The 14880-nt window shown below is 72.6% G+C and carries 12 protein-coding genes; all 12 read left to right on the top strand.

Annotated elements, in window-relative coordinates; translation table 11 throughout:
- The first annotated feature begins 262 nt into the window (after window positions 1-262).
- The 12 genes from ACFWFZ_RS28525 (at window position 263) to ACFWFZ_RS28470 (ending at window position 14824) form a co-directional block, all read left to right on the top strand.
- A complete protein-coding gene (locus tag ACFWFZ_RS28525; protein WP_387125848.1) occupies window positions 263-1180 on the top strand; it encodes an FAD binding domain-containing protein in 918 nt (305 codons plus the stop codon).
- Window positions 1177-3462 carry a 2Fe-2S iron-sulfur cluster-binding protein gene (locus tag ACFWFZ_RS28520; protein ID WP_387125847.1) on the top strand — a complete coding sequence of 762 codons (2286 nt, stop codon included), beginning with the start codon at window positions 1177-1179 and terminating at the stop codon, window positions 3460-3462. Before ACFWFZ_RS28525 ends, ACFWFZ_RS28520 begins: the two co-directional genes overlap by 4 nt.
- Window positions 3463-3512: 50 nt before the next feature.
- Window positions 3513-5798 carry a xanthine dehydrogenase family protein molybdopterin-binding subunit gene (locus ACFWFZ_RS28515; RefSeq protein WP_387125890.1) on the top strand — a complete coding sequence of 762 codons (2286 nt, stop codon included), beginning with the start codon at window positions 3513-3515 and terminating at the stop codon, window positions 5796-5798.
- Window positions 5799-5929: 131 nt separating this feature from the next.
- Window positions 5930-6442: a hypothetical protein gene (locus ACFWFZ_RS28510; protein ID WP_387125846.1), complete on the top strand. Its 513-nt coding sequence runs from the start codon at window positions 5930-5932 to the stop codon at window positions 6440-6442.
- A complete protein-coding gene (locus tag ACFWFZ_RS28505; RefSeq protein WP_387125845.1) occupies window positions 6439-7905 on the top strand; it encodes a WXG100 family type VII secretion target in 1467 nt (488 codons plus the stop codon). Before ACFWFZ_RS28510 ends, ACFWFZ_RS28505 begins: the two co-directional genes overlap by 4 nt.
- A 21-nt stretch (window positions 7906-7926) precedes the next feature.
- Window positions 7927-9093 carry a type VII secretion-associated serine protease mycosin gene (gene mycP, locus ACFWFZ_RS28500; RefSeq protein WP_387125844.1) on the top strand — a complete coding sequence of 389 codons (1167 nt, stop codon included), beginning with the start codon at window positions 7927-7929 and terminating at the stop codon, window positions 9091-9093.
- A gap of 90 nt (window positions 9094-9183) precedes the next feature.
- Window positions 9184-9621: a hypothetical protein gene (locus ACFWFZ_RS28495; protein ID WP_387125843.1), complete on the top strand. Its 438-nt coding sequence runs from the start codon at window positions 9184-9186 to the stop codon at window positions 9619-9621.
- Window positions 9622-9630: 9 nt separating this feature from the next.
- On the top strand, window positions 9631-11916 hold the full coding sequence (locus ACFWFZ_RS28490; protein WP_387125842.1) for a hypothetical protein: 2286 nt from the start codon (window positions 9631-9633) through the stop codon (window positions 11914-11916).
- Between the two features lie 6 nt (window positions 11917-11922).
- A complete protein-coding gene (locus ACFWFZ_RS28485) occupies window positions 11923-12468 on the top strand; it encodes a hypothetical protein (RefSeq protein ID WP_387125841.1) in 546 nt (181 codons plus the stop codon).
- 255 nt (window positions 12469-12723) lie between these two features.
- Complete coding sequence (locus ACFWFZ_RS28480) at window positions 12724-14175, top strand: MFS transporter (protein ID WP_387125840.1); 1452 nt, start codon at window positions 12724-12726, stop codon at window positions 14173-14175.
- 56 nt (window positions 14176-14231) lie between these two features.
- Entirely contained in the window at window positions 14232-14432 is a 201-nt protein-coding gene (locus ACFWFZ_RS28475) for a hypothetical protein (RefSeq protein WP_387125839.1), read from the top strand.
- Complete coding sequence (locus ACFWFZ_RS28470) at window positions 14429-14824, top strand: type II toxin-antitoxin system death-on-curing family toxin (protein WP_387125838.1); 396 nt, start codon at window positions 14429-14431, stop codon at window positions 14822-14824. The genes ACFWFZ_RS28475 and ACFWFZ_RS28470 overlap by 4 nt, the downstream gene beginning before the upstream one ends.
- Window positions 14825-14880 lie beyond the last annotated feature (56 nt).

Here is a 14880-nt window from a genome sequence, read left to right as displayed (position 1 = left end):
GTTCGGGGGCGAGGGTGAAGAGGTCCGGTGAAGCCGTCACCCCGCCCCGTACGGGGCGCGGCGGCAGGCACCGGGCGGCACGGCGGGGCCCAGGGCCGGGCGGGGAGCGCGGGGGCCCGGGGAAGGCGGAGGCGCCGGGAGGACCCTCGCGCCGGGCGGCCCGGAAGATGTGCCAGAGTTGCCACGTCCCGGCGGTGAGCACGTACCGTACGGCGGACAGGCGTGAGCGCCAGGACCGGGACATCGGGAAGGGGCAGCTGGGTTGACCACGCACGCACCGCACGCACCGCACGCACCTGATTCACCTCAGGGGGCTCAGGGGCAGCAGGCGGCGCAGTCCGTGACGCTGCCGGCCTCGCTCGACGAGGCCGTCGCGGCGCTCACCGCCATGCCCGCCGCCGTTCCCGTCGCGGGCGGCACCGACCTCATGGCCGCGGTCAACGCCGGGCTGCTGCGGCCCGCCGCCCTGGTCGGCCTGGGCCGGATCAACGAGATCCGCGGCTGGCAGTACCAGGACGGCCACGCACTGCTCGGCGCCGGCCTCACCCACGCCCGGATGGGGCGTCCCGACTTCGCCGCCCTGATCCCCGCGCTCGCGGCGGCCGCGCGCGCCGCCGGACCCCCGCAGATCCGCAACGCCGGCACCCTCGGCGGGAACATCGCCACCGCCGCGCCCACCGGCGACGCACTGCCCGTGCTGGCCGCGCTGGAGGCCGTACTGGTCGTCGTCGGCCCGGGCGGGCAGCGCGAGATCCCGGTCTCGCACCTGCTGGCCGGGCGGGAGATGCTGCGGCCCGGTGAGCTCATCGGCTTCGTGCGGGTGCCGCTGCTGCACGCCCCGCAGGTGTTCCTCAAGGCCACGGGGCGTACGGGGCCCGGGCGCGCGGTGGCGTCCGTGGGACTCGTACTGGACCCGGCGCGCCGGGGCGTGCGCTGCGCGATCGGCGCCGTGGCCCCGATGCCGCTGCGCCCCCTGGAGGCCGAGCAGTGGGTGGCCTCGCTGATCGACTGGGACGGCGGGCGGAGCCTGGCCCCCGAGGCGCTGGAGGCCTTCGGCGAGTACGTCGCGGCCGCCTGTGTCCCCGACCAGGGGGAACCGGTGGCTCCGGGTGTACTGCACCTGCGGCGGACGGTGGCCGTACTGGCACGGAGGGCCCTCGGAAGGGCGCTGACCTCATGAGCGAGAACGAGAACGAGAACGTGACCCAGGGGAACGGCACGGCGGGCTGGGGCTGGGAACCGGTCCCGCAGGGCGGCGAGTACGACTCGGACGCCACGGCCTTCGTGAAACTGCCGCAGGACATGCTGGACGCGCTCGGCACCGGTGAGCCGCTCGCGGCGCCCGGGCACGGCTACGTGCCGCCGCCGATGATCGTGCCGCTGGGATCGGCGAGCACGGACCCGGCGGCCACGGGCACGTGGGCGCTCCCGGTGCAGTGGCCGGAGGCGGGTGCCGCGGGCGCTTCGGGTGCTTCGGGTGCTTCGGGTGCTTCGGGTGCCGGTCCGTCGGGGTCGGGCGCCGGTTCCGCTTCCGGTTCCGCTTCCGCTGCCGGTTCGGGTTCTGGTTCCGTGGGCGGGCCGATCCCCGCTTCGATCCCCATTCCGGCGTCCGTGGCGGCCGCGTTCGCCGAGGCGGAGCCCGACTCCGAGCCGGCGCACGATCCCGGTGAGACGGCGGAGTGGCGGTTCCCCGAGGCGGTGCACGAGCCCGAGGGCGCGCCGTCGACGACCGGGCAGTGGGCCGTGCCGGACTTCGCGCAGCAGCAGGGCGACTACCGCACGGGCGGCCTGGACGCGGACTGGAGCCAGGCCCCGGCGACCCTGCCGGGCGGCGCCCCCGCCCCGTGGGCCTACCTGACGCAGCAGCCGGCCGCCGACCCCCGCCAGGGCCTCGACCCCGGCCAGGGCCTCGACCCCGGCCAGGGCCTCGGCCCCGGCCAGGACGCGGGCGTCCTGCCCGGCACGGACGAGGCCGCCGCCGCGGCCGCGGCGGGCGCTGCCACGGCACACGCCGCGGGACGGCCGCTCGGCGGGCCCGGTGTGGGCGCCCCGGGTCGCGGGCCGCGGGTGCTGGGCGGCCCCGGTGTGGGCACCGCGCTGCCGGAGGCCGAGCCCGCGCACCAGGCACCGCACGACATCGACGCCGCGCACGGCCCGGCGGCCACGGCGCTCGCGGGGGAGCGGCCCCGTCCGGGAGCCGCGGCGCAGGAGCCGGCCGTGGCGGCCGGCGGCGTGGACCTCTTCGGCGGAGTACGGGTCGAGGCGCCGGCCGCGGACACCGCGCACGGCGAACACGGCGAGCAGGCCGTACACGGCGAGCAGGCCGAACACCGCGAGCAGGCCGTACACGGCGAGCAGGCCCAACCTGCCGACCCCTTCGGGCATTCGGGATATTCCGACCACACCGGGCGCGCCGGTCATGCCGAGTACTCCGAACACCCCGGGTATTCCGGTCATTCGGCGCGTCCCGCCGACACCGACGGGCACGGCTTCTCGGCCTTCGGCCAGGCGCCGGAGTCCGGGCCCGCCCAGACCGGCGACGCCCCCGAGGCGGAGGCCGCAGCGACGGACGGCCACGGCTTCGCGGTACCGGCCGACGAGCCCGCCCCGGCACCGGTACCCGCCCCGGCACCGGTACCCGCCCCCGAGCCCGCCGGTGCCGAAGGGCAGGCACCGGCCGAGGCCGCCCCGTCCCCCGAGGAGATCCCGGCCGGCTCCACTCCGCTCGCGGACACCGCCGACAGCCCGGCGGAGCTCCCGGTGGAGGCAGCCGGCGAAGGGATCCCGGCCGATGTGCCGGCGTACGAAGAAGAAGAGCATCCCGCCGCCGCCGTCCACCACGAGCACCCGCAGGCCTCCTACGTCCTGCGCGTCAACGGCGCCGACCGCCCCGTCACCGGAGCCTGGATCGGGGAGTCCCTCCTCTACGTGCTGCGCGAGCGCCTCGGCCTCGCCGGCGCCAAGGACGGCTGCTCGCAGGGCGAGTGCGGCGCCTGCGCCGTGCAGGTCGACGGCCGGCTCGTCGCCTCCTGCCTGGTCCCGGCGGCGACGGCGGCCGGCAGCGAGGTCCGCACCGTCGAGGGTCTGGCGACGGGCGGGGAACTCTCGGACGTGCAGCAGGCGTTGTGCAGGTCGGGTGCGGTGCAGTGCGGATTCTGCGTGCCCGGCATGGCCATGACCATCCATGACCTGCTGGAGGGCAACCACGCCCCCAGCGAGCTGGAGACCCGCCAGGCGCTGTGCGGCAACCTCTGCCGGTGCTCCGGCTACGCGGGAGTCGTCGAGGCCGTGCGCGAGGTCGTGGCAGAGCGGGAGGCCACGTCGGCCGCGTCCGCGGAGGTGGCGGCTGCGGCTGCGACGCCGGGGCACGCCCAGCCGCAGGCCGAGGGTGCGCAGGAGCCGCGCATCCCGCACCAGGCAGCGCCCGGCGAGGGCGGCATCCACCACGGAGGCACGGCGTGAGCGGGCAGGACGCGGCGACCGCGACGACGGTCAACACCACGACGACCGCCCTGACGACGACGCCGGAACCGGACGGGCCGCAGGTCCCGCGCGGCATCGGCGCCTCCGTCGAGGCCACCGACACCCGCGCCAAGACCGAGGGCACCTTCCCCTACGCCGCCGACCTGTGGGCCGAGGGCCTGCTGTGGGCCGCCGTGCTGCGCTCCCCGCACGCCCACGCCCGGATCGTCTCCATCGACACCACGGCCGCCGCCGAGATGCCCGGCGTGCGCGCCGTCGTCACCCACGCCGACGTGCCCGGCGCCACCACCCACGGCCGCCGGATCGCCGACCGGCCGGTGTTCGCGCACGACGTCGTACGCCACCACGGCGAGCCCATCGCCGCCGTCGCCGCCGACCACCCCGACACGGCACGGCTCGCCGCGGCCGCTATCGCCGTCGAATACGAACTCCTCGACCCGGTCACCGACCCCGAGCAGTCCTTCGGCGCCGCCGCCCTGCACCCCGACGGCAACCTGATCCGGCACATCCCGCTGCGCTACGGCGACCCGGAGGCCACCGGCGAGGTCGTGGTCGAGGGCCTGTACCGGATCGGCCGCCAGGACCCCGCGCCCATCGGCGCGGAGGCCGGGCTGGCCGTGCCCCGCCCAGACGGCGGCGTCGACCTGTACACCGCTTCCACCGACCCGCACACCGACCGCGACCTGGCCGCCGCCTGCTTCGGCCTGGAACCTGACCGCGTACGCGTCGTCGTCACCGGCGTGCCGGGTGCGACGGCCGACCGCGAGGACGCCGCCTTCCAGCTCCCGCTGGGCCTGCTCGCCCTGCGTACGGGCTGCCCGGTGAAGCTGGCCGCCACCCGCGAGGAGTCCTTCCTCGGCCACACCCACCGCCACCCGACCCTGCTGCGCTACCGCCACCACGCGGACGCGGAGGGCCGCCTGGTCAAGGTCGAGGCGCAGATCCTGATGGACGCGGGCGCGTACGCCGACGCCTCCGCGGAATCCCTGGCGGCGGCGGTGGCCTTCGCCTGCGGCCCGTACGTCGTCCCGCACGCCTTCGTCGAGGGCTGGGTGGTACGCACCAACAACCCGCCGTCGGGCCACGTCCGCGGCGAGGGCGCGATGCAGGTGTGCGCCGCGTACGAGGGCCAGATGGACAAGCTCGCGGCCGCCCTCGGCATCGACGGCGCGGAACTGCGCATGCGCAACGTCCTGGCGACCGGAGACCTCCTCCCGACCGGTCAGACGGTCACCTGCCCGGCCCCGGTGGCCGAACTCCTGCGGTCGGTGCGCGACTTCGAGCTGCCCGCCCTCCCGAAGGATGCCCCGGAGGACGAGTGGCTGCTGCCCGGCGGCCCGGAGGGCGCGGGCGAGCCGGGCGCGGTGCGGCGCGGCGTCGGCTACGGCGTCGGCATGGTGCACATGCTCGGCGCCGAGGGGACCGACGAGGTCTCCACCGCCACGGTCAAGGTGGTCAACGGCGCGGCGACGGTCATCTGCGCGGCCGTCGACACCGGGCAGGGCTTCGGCACCCTGGCCCGCCAGATCGTCCAGGAGGTCCTGGGCGTCGACGAGGTGGCGGTGGCCCCGGTGGACACCGACCAGCCGCCGGCCGGCCCGGCGGCGCACGGCCGCCACACGTGGGTGTCGGGCGGCGCGGTGGAGCGGGCCGCCAAGATGGTCCGCACCCAACTCCTGCAGCCCATGGCGCACAAGCTGGGCATGTCGACGGAACTCCTGCAGATCCAGGACGGCCGCATCACCTCCTACGACGGCGCGTTCTCGATGAGCGTCTCGGAGGCGATGGCGGGCAAGGAGCTCTGGGCGACCGCCCAGTGCCGCCCCCACCCGACGGAACCGCTGGACGCGGACGGCCAGGGCGACGCGTTCGTGGGCCTCGCCTTCTGCGCGATCCGCGCGGTGGTCGACGTGGACATCGAACTTGGCTCGGTACGGGTGGTGGAGCTCGCGGTGGCCCAGGACGTGGGCCGCGTCCTCAACCCCCGCCAGCTGGAGGCCCGTATCGAAGCGGGCGTCACCCAGGGCGTGGGCGCGGCCCTGACGGAGAACCTCCGCACGGTCGCCGGCCTGGTCCGCCACCCCGACCTGACGGGCTACGCCCTGCCGACCGCACTGGACGCCCCGACGGTCCGCATCGTCAAACTGGTCGAGGAGCGCGACGTGGTGGCCCCGTTCGGCGCGAAGGCGGCGAGCGCGGTCCCGGTGGTGACGACCCCGGCGGCAATCGCCTCGGCGGTCCGCGCGGCGACGGGCCGCCCGGTCAACAGGCTCCCGATCAGGCCGTCGGCGGCGGTGGTGGCGCCCAACTCGTGACCGTGTGAGTCGCATTGCACGTGCAACCTGGACTTGGGCCTGTCGGTGCCGGTCGCTAGAGTGATCGCCGAGAGTGTGCGCGCACACGTGCGAACGGGTGCGAACGGGGACGGGGAGTCGGGGAGGCCATCGTGGCAGAGGACAAAGTCGGGGTTCTGGCGCTAGACCTGTCGGGGGACATGGCGGCGTCGATCAGGGCCCAGGCGGACGCACAGGCGAAGGCTGCGGCGCTTCAGGTCCAGTACGAGGACCTGAAGGGCTACAAGAGCCTGGTGGACGGCCTCCTGACGGAGCTTCAGGAATCCCCGGCGCACCACAACAAACTGGCGGACGGCACCCTCCCGTCAGGCGCCCTGGGGCAGGGCTTTCCCGAGGCGGACAAGCTGTACGAGGCGTACAAGACCGTCCACTCGGAGCTGCAGAAGCTGTCGAAGGGGCTGGCAGAGCTGATCGAGGCCCTGGGCATCGCGGTCCTGTCCGCGGGCGGCGGCTACGCCGAGGTGGACGAGGAGCAGAAGCGGCGCATGGTCGTCATCGCTAAGCAGGCCCATGACGAGTACGGCCGGGATCGTGACCCCCACGCGAAGGGGACGGGCGACAACCCGCAGCCGAACGCGACGAGGAAGGGCGTGGATGTCGGATGACGGACTTCGAGGGATACACGCACGCACAGCTGCACGCGATGATCGAGTCGCTCGATCCGACGAAGGTCGCGGCGCTGGGCACGAAGCTCACCGAGGCCGCCACGACGATCGAGCAAATCGGCACCAAGCTCAAGGACCACAAGGTCAAGGGCTGGGAGGGCGAGGGCGCCACGGCGTTCCAGGACTGGGTGAGCCGCGCGGGCAGCGCCACGCTGGAACTGGCCAAATACAGCAAGGTCGGCGGCAAGTACATGGCCGAAGCGGCGCAGGTCATGAGGGAGGTCAAGCCGTCCAAGGACGGCGCGGGGAACTTCCCCCCGTACGACGCGGCTGCGGACGCGAAGCTCAGGGAGAACCTCGCGATTTCCCGCGAGCACCACAACGAACCGGACGCGGTGCAGCTCGGCCAGGAGGCCTGGTCGAAGCTGAGCGGAGACCACGCGCGAGCCGTGGACGCGATGAACAAGCTGGCTGGGGCGTACGACCAGTCCGCGGTGCAGATGGGCAAGGTGGAAGCCCCGAGGCTTCCGCCGCCGCCGCAGGTGCTGGTGCCGGAGGGTTTCGCAGGCGACACCGATAGGGCTCGCTCAGGCGCAAGTTCTGGGGCGGGGAGCTACTCAAGCTCCTCGTACGGATCCTCGTCGGCATCGGGTGGCGGTGGCTTTGCAAGCGATCCGGGTTCGGCGCCGGCGCATCAGTCGAAACCAGACAATACGGTTCCAGGGGTCTCCGTTCCGTCAATCCCGGACCGCGAGGTTGACGTAGACATCGACAGCGTCGGGACGCTTCCCGACCGCACTGTGCCTCCAGTGACGAGCACACCAGGCCTCCCCCCGACCACAGGTCCAGTCGGACCCACTCCCGGCCCCTTCGCTCCGCCCGTGATGGTGCCGCCGGTAGGAGGCGTGAAGGGGGGACCCGGTCCCTTCGCTACCGGCCCGGGCATTGGTCCGTACCCCGGATTGGGTGGTCCTGGCGTTCCTCCTGGCGGCAAGGTCATCGGCACCCCTGGCCTGCTCCCGCGTGACGCTGGCATCACGGGCGGTCGCCCGGTGACGTCCACCGGACCGACCTCTGGCATCCCGCGCGGTACGGTCATCGGCGAAGGCACGCAGGCCGGTCGTCCCATGGGCGGAGGCATGGGCCATGGCGCCGGCGGCCATTACGGCGGCACCCAGGCAGGACTCCAGGCAGGTCGCCGACTGGCGTCGGAGCCCGGTGGCGTCATAGGTGGGCGTCAGGCCGGCGCGGTCGGTCGTCCGATCGCGGCGGGTCAGCCGTTCACCCAGGGTGGATCCGGCCTCGTCCGCAATGGTGCCGGTCCTGTGGGTTACGCGGGCGCAGGCGCGCAGACTCCGGGCAGGCGTCGGGACAACCAGGGAAGCGAGCGTCCCGATTACCTGACCGAGGACGAAGAGACCTGGCAGGGCAACCGTCGTGTTGCCCCGCCCGTGATCGACTGAGCAGAACGGACGTTGTACGGGATGCACATGCGTAAGGCGACCGCGGCCCTGGTGGGTCTCCTGCTGGCCGGGGTCGCCGCGACCCCGGCCCACGCGGAGACCATCCGATCGCAGCAGTGGCATCTCGACGCCCTGAAGGCCGACGAGATCTGGAAGACGAGCACAGGCAAGGGTGTCACCGTTGCGGTGATCGATTCTGGTGTCAAGCGCATCCCAGAACTTGAAGGGCAAGTGCTCCCCGGTAAGGACTTTGAACCGGACAGCGTTGAGGGCGATGAGCGGACCGATATCAGTAGCCACGGCACCACCATGGCTGCAGTCATCGCAGGCAGCGGAAAGCATCCGAGTGGTGATGGCGCCTTCGGGCTCGCGCCCGGCGTCAAGATCCTGCCGATCCGTGTACCTCACGAGACCAACCGAGCGACCCCGTCGTGGGTGGCGGCCATCAGATACGCGGCAGACTCGGACGCCAAGATCATCAACATGTCTCTGGGCGTGGACGGCACAGTCGGCGATGACGAACCGCGCCGCGAAGCGGTGAAGTACGCACTCTCCAAGGGGAAGCTGATCTTCGCTGGCACAGGAAACTACGGAAAGAGCGAACTCTTCTACCCGGCTGCAACTCCTGGAGTTGTCGGAGTCGGAGCCGTCGACGCGAGCGGTGAGCCGACCAAGGAGTCGCAGTACGGTCCGCAGGTGGATATGGCTGGATTCGGAAGCGGCATCGTCACGGCTTGTGCAGGCAAGACCGGGCTTTGTACTTCCTCCGGCACCAGCGACGCCTCCGCCCTGGCCTCCGCCTCCGCCGCCCTGCTCTGGTCCGCGCACCCTGAATGGACCAACAACCAGGTCCTGCGGGTTCTGCTGAACACCGCAGCCAAGCCCGTCGACGGAACTCAACGCAACGACTACGTCGGTTACGGCATGGTCCGGCCCCGGATCGCGTTGCAGACGCCCGGGGATCCCGGTCCGGCCGATGTCTATCCGCTGCCCGATCTGGCCGCGGCAGCCGCCGGCGGCAAGGCATCCGCAGCACCCGACGGCAAAGCCGCCGGTACGCCCACCCCCGCCCCCCAGGCCGAGGAGAAGAAGGACGGCAACTCCCTGCTCTGGGTCGGGCTGGGACTCGGGGCCTGCGTCCTCATCGGTGGGGCCGTGACCGCCGTCGTCGTGCGCCGCAACCGTTGACCCGTCCCTGGTCTGACCCGTCCCTGGTCTGACCCGTCCCTGATCTGGCCCGCTCCTGACCTGACCGGCTCCGACGCGGAGGTTCACGCGATGTCGTTCGACGAGGAATGGTTAGCGGCTCGCGCCGTAGCCGACTCCAACGCCGCCATGCGGCTCAACCAGGCTCCCGGCGGCCCACCAGGACCCGGCGGCCCCGGAGGCGGCGCCCCCGACCTCGCGCTCAACCAGGACCAGATCGGAGCGATCGGCTCCGAGGCGTACAAGCTGCACACCCGCCTCCAGACCGACGGCAAGCACGCCGCCACCGCTACCACCGAGGCCGCCGCGGCCCTCACCCGGGAGGGGTTCGCGAGCGGGGCCGCCCTCGCCAAGGCCAGCACCCTCTGGGAGGGCCAGGTGAAGACCCTCGTCGCCGCCTGCGCCACCATCTCCAACGGCCTGAACTACTCGCTCTCCTCCCACGCCAAGGACGAGCAGCAGCTCCACGCCGACTTCACGGCGTCCGCGATCGACAAGTACCTCACGTAGGCGGCCCGCATGCTGACGTACGAGAACGTGATGAACGCACCCCTGGACAAGCTCCAGACCGCGATCACCGACTGGACGGCCACGGCCGGCAAGCTCGACGAGATGGCGGAGGCCGCCCGCAACGGCATGAAGGCCACGTCCGACAAGGCCGACTGGACCGGCGTCACCGCCGGGGTGGCGCGCGGGTTCGTCGACAAGACGGCGAAGGAGTTCGAGGACGCGGCCAAGGCCGCCAAGGGGATGCAGCTGGTCCTGACCGACGCCCACGCCACCCTCAAGGCCGCCCGGGACGAGCTGACGCGGCTCGCCGCGGAGGCCCCGGCGGCCGGCTTCCGGATCGACGCCACCGGGCGGGTCAGCGCCGTCCCCCTCCCCACCGAGGCCGAGCGGAACGCGGCGCGCCACGACCCCGACTACCAGCAGACCCTCAACGCGAACCGCAACGCCTGGCAGTCCCAGGTCAACCGGGCCGTCGAGAACGCCCAGGACGCCGACGACTCCCTGGTCCGCGTACTCCGGGCGAACGCGACCGACGAACACGACTTCAGCGGACCGAAGTTCACCACCCTTGATGCAGAACAGGCGGCCCGCGCCGCCGACCTGATGAAGAAGGTCACCGGCGCGGGCGGCACGGCCCGCAACGTCGAGGCGCTGCGCGAGCTGGAGGAGCTGCTGGACGACAACCGTGAGGACCCGGAGTTCTCGACGGGCCTGTTCCGCACCATCGGCGCCGAGGGCACCCTGCAGATGTACTCCGCGATGTCCCTGGACGCGACGAGCCTTGGCGCCGCCGGCAAGGACCGGGCGCTGATGGTCGCGAACATCCAGAGCGACATGGGCGCGATGCTCGGCCTCGCCACCCACAAGGACGTACCCAACCACCTCGACGCGGCCTGGACGACCCAGCTGATGAAGGCCGGGCGCAAGGAGATGGCCGTCTTCGGCGGCGTGCGGCAGATCTACGGCTACCAGGCACTCGGCGCGCTGCTGCGCGAGGGGAAGTACGACACCGAGTTCCTGACCTCGGTCGGCCGCGACATGATCGCCATGGACCGCAAGGACCCGCAGGCCTGGGAGTTCCACACCCCGTACGGCATGGAATCGGTCCTCAACCAGGGCCCGGAGGGCGGCCGCGGCTTCTACCCGCTGACCGGGCTCATGGAGGCGCTCGGCAACAACCCGGACGCGGCGACGGCCTTCTTCAACGAGCCGGTCCGCGAGGACAGCAACAAGGACGGCATCGTCACGAAGGACGACAAGCCGGTCGGCGGCCAGCACGGCAAGGACCGGGGCATGGTCGACTACATGCTCGACAAGAAGCCGTACATGGACGGCTTCGACACCACCCGCACCGGAGACCTGCGCCCGGCCCAACAGGCCCTCGGCGACGCCCTGGTGGCGGCGGTGTCGGGCCGCGTGCCGGGCGACGAGGACGCGAAGCCCGTGCCGCACACCGAGGCGATGACGGCCGTGATGGAACGGATCGTAGAGAAGGTAGGCGACAAGCCCGAGCTGGTCGATGCGAAGCCGGGCGACCCGGAGGGCCCGCTGAACGGGCTGTCGGGTCACTTCGGCCAGATGGCGGCTGAGTACATGCCGGACATCCAGGCGGCGGCGGAGAAGAACAGCGGGCTGATCAAGGCCAACGGGGTGATGGCGGACTTCGACAAGTCCCATATGGCGAGCTTCCTCGGTGCGGTCGCGCAGGATCCGCAGGCGTACGGTGCCATCACCAATGCCCAGCGGGCGTTCACCATGACACTCGTCAACGACGTCATCGTTCACCGCGGCGAGTATGACGACTTGGATGCGGGGATCCAGAGCGCTGTGCACCCCGGCGGTGAGGTCGCGGGCATCCTCTCGGAAGCGCGGGCCCAAGGGGTGTACGCCGAGAACGGCCACAAGCAGGAGGAGTACGTCAAGGGCGTTGAGGACACCGCGAAGTGGATCAACCGTGGCATCAGCGCGGCAGGCGGCAAGTACCTGGAGATGGTGCCCCTGGCCGGAGACATCGTGGAGTGGCTCCAGGAAGACATCACGGAGAGCGTGGTCGAGGGCGCGAAGAAGGACATCGTGGAGAAGACCGCCGACAGCGACCAGGCAGCGGCAACCGCATACGTGGACGCACAGCAGGCGGCCGGGTCATCGGCCGCGGCCTCCGTGCGCAAGGCGGCGGAGGGGACGGGCATGAGTGAGCGGACCATTGGTTCTCTCGCCGGAGTCGCGGGTGCGGCGACCACGAACGCGTACAGCGCGGGCCGGGACCTCGTCGCTTCATCGCAGGGCAGTTCCTGAATGCTGATGACCGATCGTCGTCGTACGCGCCGCAGCGCCGGAGCCCTCATCGTGGTGGCCTTGCTGCTGGGAGGCTGCGCCGAGGCGGAGAAGCAGTCGGCAGCGTCCAAGCTGCCGGAGTCGACCTGCTTCGGAGTCTTCACGCCGTCCGATCTGGAGCCCCTGCTGGGCAGAGGGGAGGAGGTCAAGGTCGACTCTCCCCACGACCTCGCGCTGAACTCCCGGCGGCGTGGCGCAACCTGCAACATCTACGTGGACGGCAAGAGTGGCGTGCTCGCCTGGGCGAAATGGCAACCCGCCGGGCAAGGCTTCCACTGGCCACTGGATGGCCTGAACGCCGAGCCCATCCCCGCCGTGGAGAACGGCAGAGTGTGGGACACGGGCGCCGCTGCGGGCATCTCCTGCAGGGGCGCCGAGGATGCCTTCGAGCTGGAGCTGTGGCTCAGCGGTTCCATCAGCGGCAAGAAGGCCGCCGAGACACGCTCCTTGCTCACCGGACTCATGACGAAGTACGCCGACCGCGCCAGACAGCAGACCCACTGCAGGACCTGAGGCAGCCCGCGCAGGCGAAGGCCGCTTGGGTGCGTCTGCCGCCGAGCGGCCCTTGCCTGCACGCCGTGACCGGGGTCGGTACACGGTCGCGGCGATGCCCTACGACCGTACGGGGGCGGGCGCCGGGCCTGAACGGGGCGGGGCGGGACGCACCAGGGTCGGCATGTGGCTCCACAGTCCTAGGTCCTGCGGCCGACGTCGGGATCGGTCGAACGGACAGGGTCGAAACGGGGCTGTGCACCTTACGCTGGGGCGATGAGCGCCCTCGAACCCCGCGTGCCGCAGAGAACCGCACCCCTCCCGAACCCGACACGGGACAGCGGTGTCATGGGCCCCGCGTACCGGACGCTCAGCATCGGGATCATCTCCGTCGTCTTCCTCATCGCCTTCGAGGCCACCGCCGTCGGCACCGCCATGCCCGTCGCCGCCCGCGAGCTGGACGGCATCGGGCTCTACGCCTTCGCCTTCTCCTCCTACTTCACGACCAGCCTCTTCGGCATGGTCCTGGCCGGGCAGTGGGCCGACCGGCAGGGCCCGCTCAAGCCGCTGACCGTCGGGATCGCCGCCTTCGCCTCGGGGCTCGTGGTCTCCGGGACCGCCGGCGCCATGTGGGTGTTCGTCTGCGGCCGCGCCGTACAGGGCTTCGGCGGCGGCCTCGTCATCGTCGCGCTGTACGTCGTCGTCAGCCGGGCCTACGAGGAGCGGCTGCGGCCCGCGATCATGGCCGCCTTCGCCGCCAGCTGGGTCGTGCCCTCCATCGTCGGGCCGCTGGCCTCCGGCACGGTCACCGAGCACCTCGGCTGGCGGTGGGTGTTCCTCGGCATACCCGCGCTCGTGGTCGTACCGCTCGTCGTCGCCCTGCCGGCCATACGCCGGACCGCCTCCGGTCCCGTGGACGGCGAGCCCCGAGCCTTCGACCGGCGGCGCATCCGCCTGGCGCTCGGGATCTCCGTCGGCGCGGGCCTGCTCCAGTACGCCGCCCAGGACCTGCGGTGGCTCTCGCTCGTACCCGGCATCGCCGGCGCGGCCCTGCTGGTGCCCGCCGTGCTGGGGCTGCTGCCGCGCGGGACGTACCTGGCCCGGCGCGGGCTGCCGTCCGTGGTGCTGCTGCGCGGGGTCGCCGCGGGGGCGTTCATCGCCGCCGAGAGCTTCGTACCGCTGATGCTCGTCACCCAGCGGGGGCTGAGCCCGACCATGGCCGGCTTCTCCCTCGCGCTGGGCGGGGTGACCTGGGCGGGCGGCTCCTGGGTGCAGTCGAAGGGCCGCACGGCCCCCTACCGGCAGCGGCTGATGGTGATCGGCATGGTGCTGGTGGCACTGGCCATCGCCGCGGCGCCCGCCGTGCTCATCGAGTCCGTCCCCGTGTGGACGCTGGCACTGGCCTGGGCCGTGGGATGCCTCGGGATGGGCCTGGTGATCGGCTCCACGAGCGTACTGCTGCTGAAGCTGTCCCCGCCGCAGGAGGCCGGCGCCAACTCCGCATCCCTGCAGATCTCCGACGCCCTCGCCAACGTCGTGCTGCTGGCCGCCGGGGGCGCCGCCTTCGCCGCGCTCGGCGGCGGAGCGGTCGGGGCCGCGCACGCCGTGACCGCCGCCGGGACGGGGGCCTCGCACCCGGCCGCGTTCGCGGTCGTGTTCCTGCCGATGGCGTGCGTGGCACTGGTGGGAGCGTGGGTCGCGACCCGGCTGGAGCCCGCGGAGGGCTGAGACGGGCGCCGCGAAACCCCGTGCCGCGGCCCGGCCCAGCGGCTACCGTTCCGCCCATGAACAAGATCACCATCGGGCTTCCCGGCGCCGTGTGGGCGGAGCTGGGCGACCTGGCCGACGCCACCGGGCGCACGCCCGAGGACGTCGTACTGGAGGCCGTACGGGCCCACCTGCGGGCCGAGCGGGAGAAGGTCGCGGAAGCGGCCGGACGGCTCGCCGACCGGCATGCCCCCCTCCTGCGGAGGCTCGGGCAGTGAACACCACCGAAGCCCGCCGGCACCTCACCCTCGCCGAGGTCCTGGACCTCGCCCGCCACGCCTGCCTGGCCCAGGACCAGCCCGTCGAGCTGCGCGCCCCCGGCCTGCTGGAGTCGGCGGTGCACCGGCCGCGCGCCCGCATGTACGGGACACCGGCGTACCAGGACCCGTACGAGCAGGCCGCCGCGCTGCTGCACGGCATCGCCGCCAACCACCCCCTCGTCGACGGGAACAAGCGCACCGCGTGGCTGGCGGCCGCGACCTTCCTCGCCGTCAACGGCGTCGACCTCGCCGACGCGGACCAGGAACGCGCCTACGACCTGGTCGTCGACGTGGCGGCGGGGCACGAGACGGACATCGCGGCGATCGCCGCCCGGCTGCGCTCCATGTGACGCTCGCCGCACCGCCCGAGGTCACGGGCCTGTCCCTCCGCGAGGGGCGGGCCCAC

Origin of the sequence: Streptomyces sp. NPDC060232 (genome assembly GCF_042726555.1) — a bacterium.
Taxonomy (GTDB): domain Bacteria; phylum Actinomycetota; class Actinomycetes; order Streptomycetales; family Streptomycetaceae; genus Streptomyces.
Note: the sequence above shows the minus strand (reverse complement) of the source record. Positions and strands in the feature narration are given on the sequence as shown.

What these genes read in the sequence shown, in the direction of transcription:
- ACFWFZ_RS28520 (WP_387125847.1), top strand. Translation starts at nt 1,177, where the DNA reads ATGAGCGAGAACGAGAACGAGAACGTGACCCAGGGGAACGGCACGGCG.
- ACFWFZ_RS28505 (WP_387125845.1), top strand. Translation starts at nt 6,439, where the DNA reads ATGACGGACTTCGAGGGATACACGCACGCACAGCTGCACGCGATGATC.
- mycP (WP_387125844.1), top strand. Translation starts at nt 7,927, where the DNA reads ATGCACATGCGTAAGGCGACCGCGGCCCTGGTGGGTCTCCTGCTGGCC.
- ACFWFZ_RS28495 (WP_387125843.1), top strand. Translation starts at nt 9,184, where the DNA reads ATGTCGTTCGACGAGGAATGGTTAGCGGCTCGCGCCGTAGCCGACTCC.
- ACFWFZ_RS28490 (WP_387125842.1), top strand. Translation starts at nt 9,631, where the DNA reads ATGCTGACGTACGAGAACGTGATGAACGCACCCCTGGACAAGCTCCAG.
- ACFWFZ_RS28485 (WP_387125841.1), top strand. Translation starts at nt 11,923, where the DNA reads ATGACCGATCGTCGTCGTACGCGCCGCAGCGCCGGAGCCCTCATCGTG.
- ACFWFZ_RS28480 (WP_387125840.1), top strand. Translation starts at nt 12,724, where the DNA reads ATGAGCGCCCTCGAACCCCGCGTGCCGCAGAGAACCGCACCCCTCCCG.
- ACFWFZ_RS28475 (WP_387125839.1), top strand. Translation starts at nt 14,232, where the DNA reads ATGAACAAGATCACCATCGGGCTTCCCGGCGCCGTGTGGGCGGAGCTG.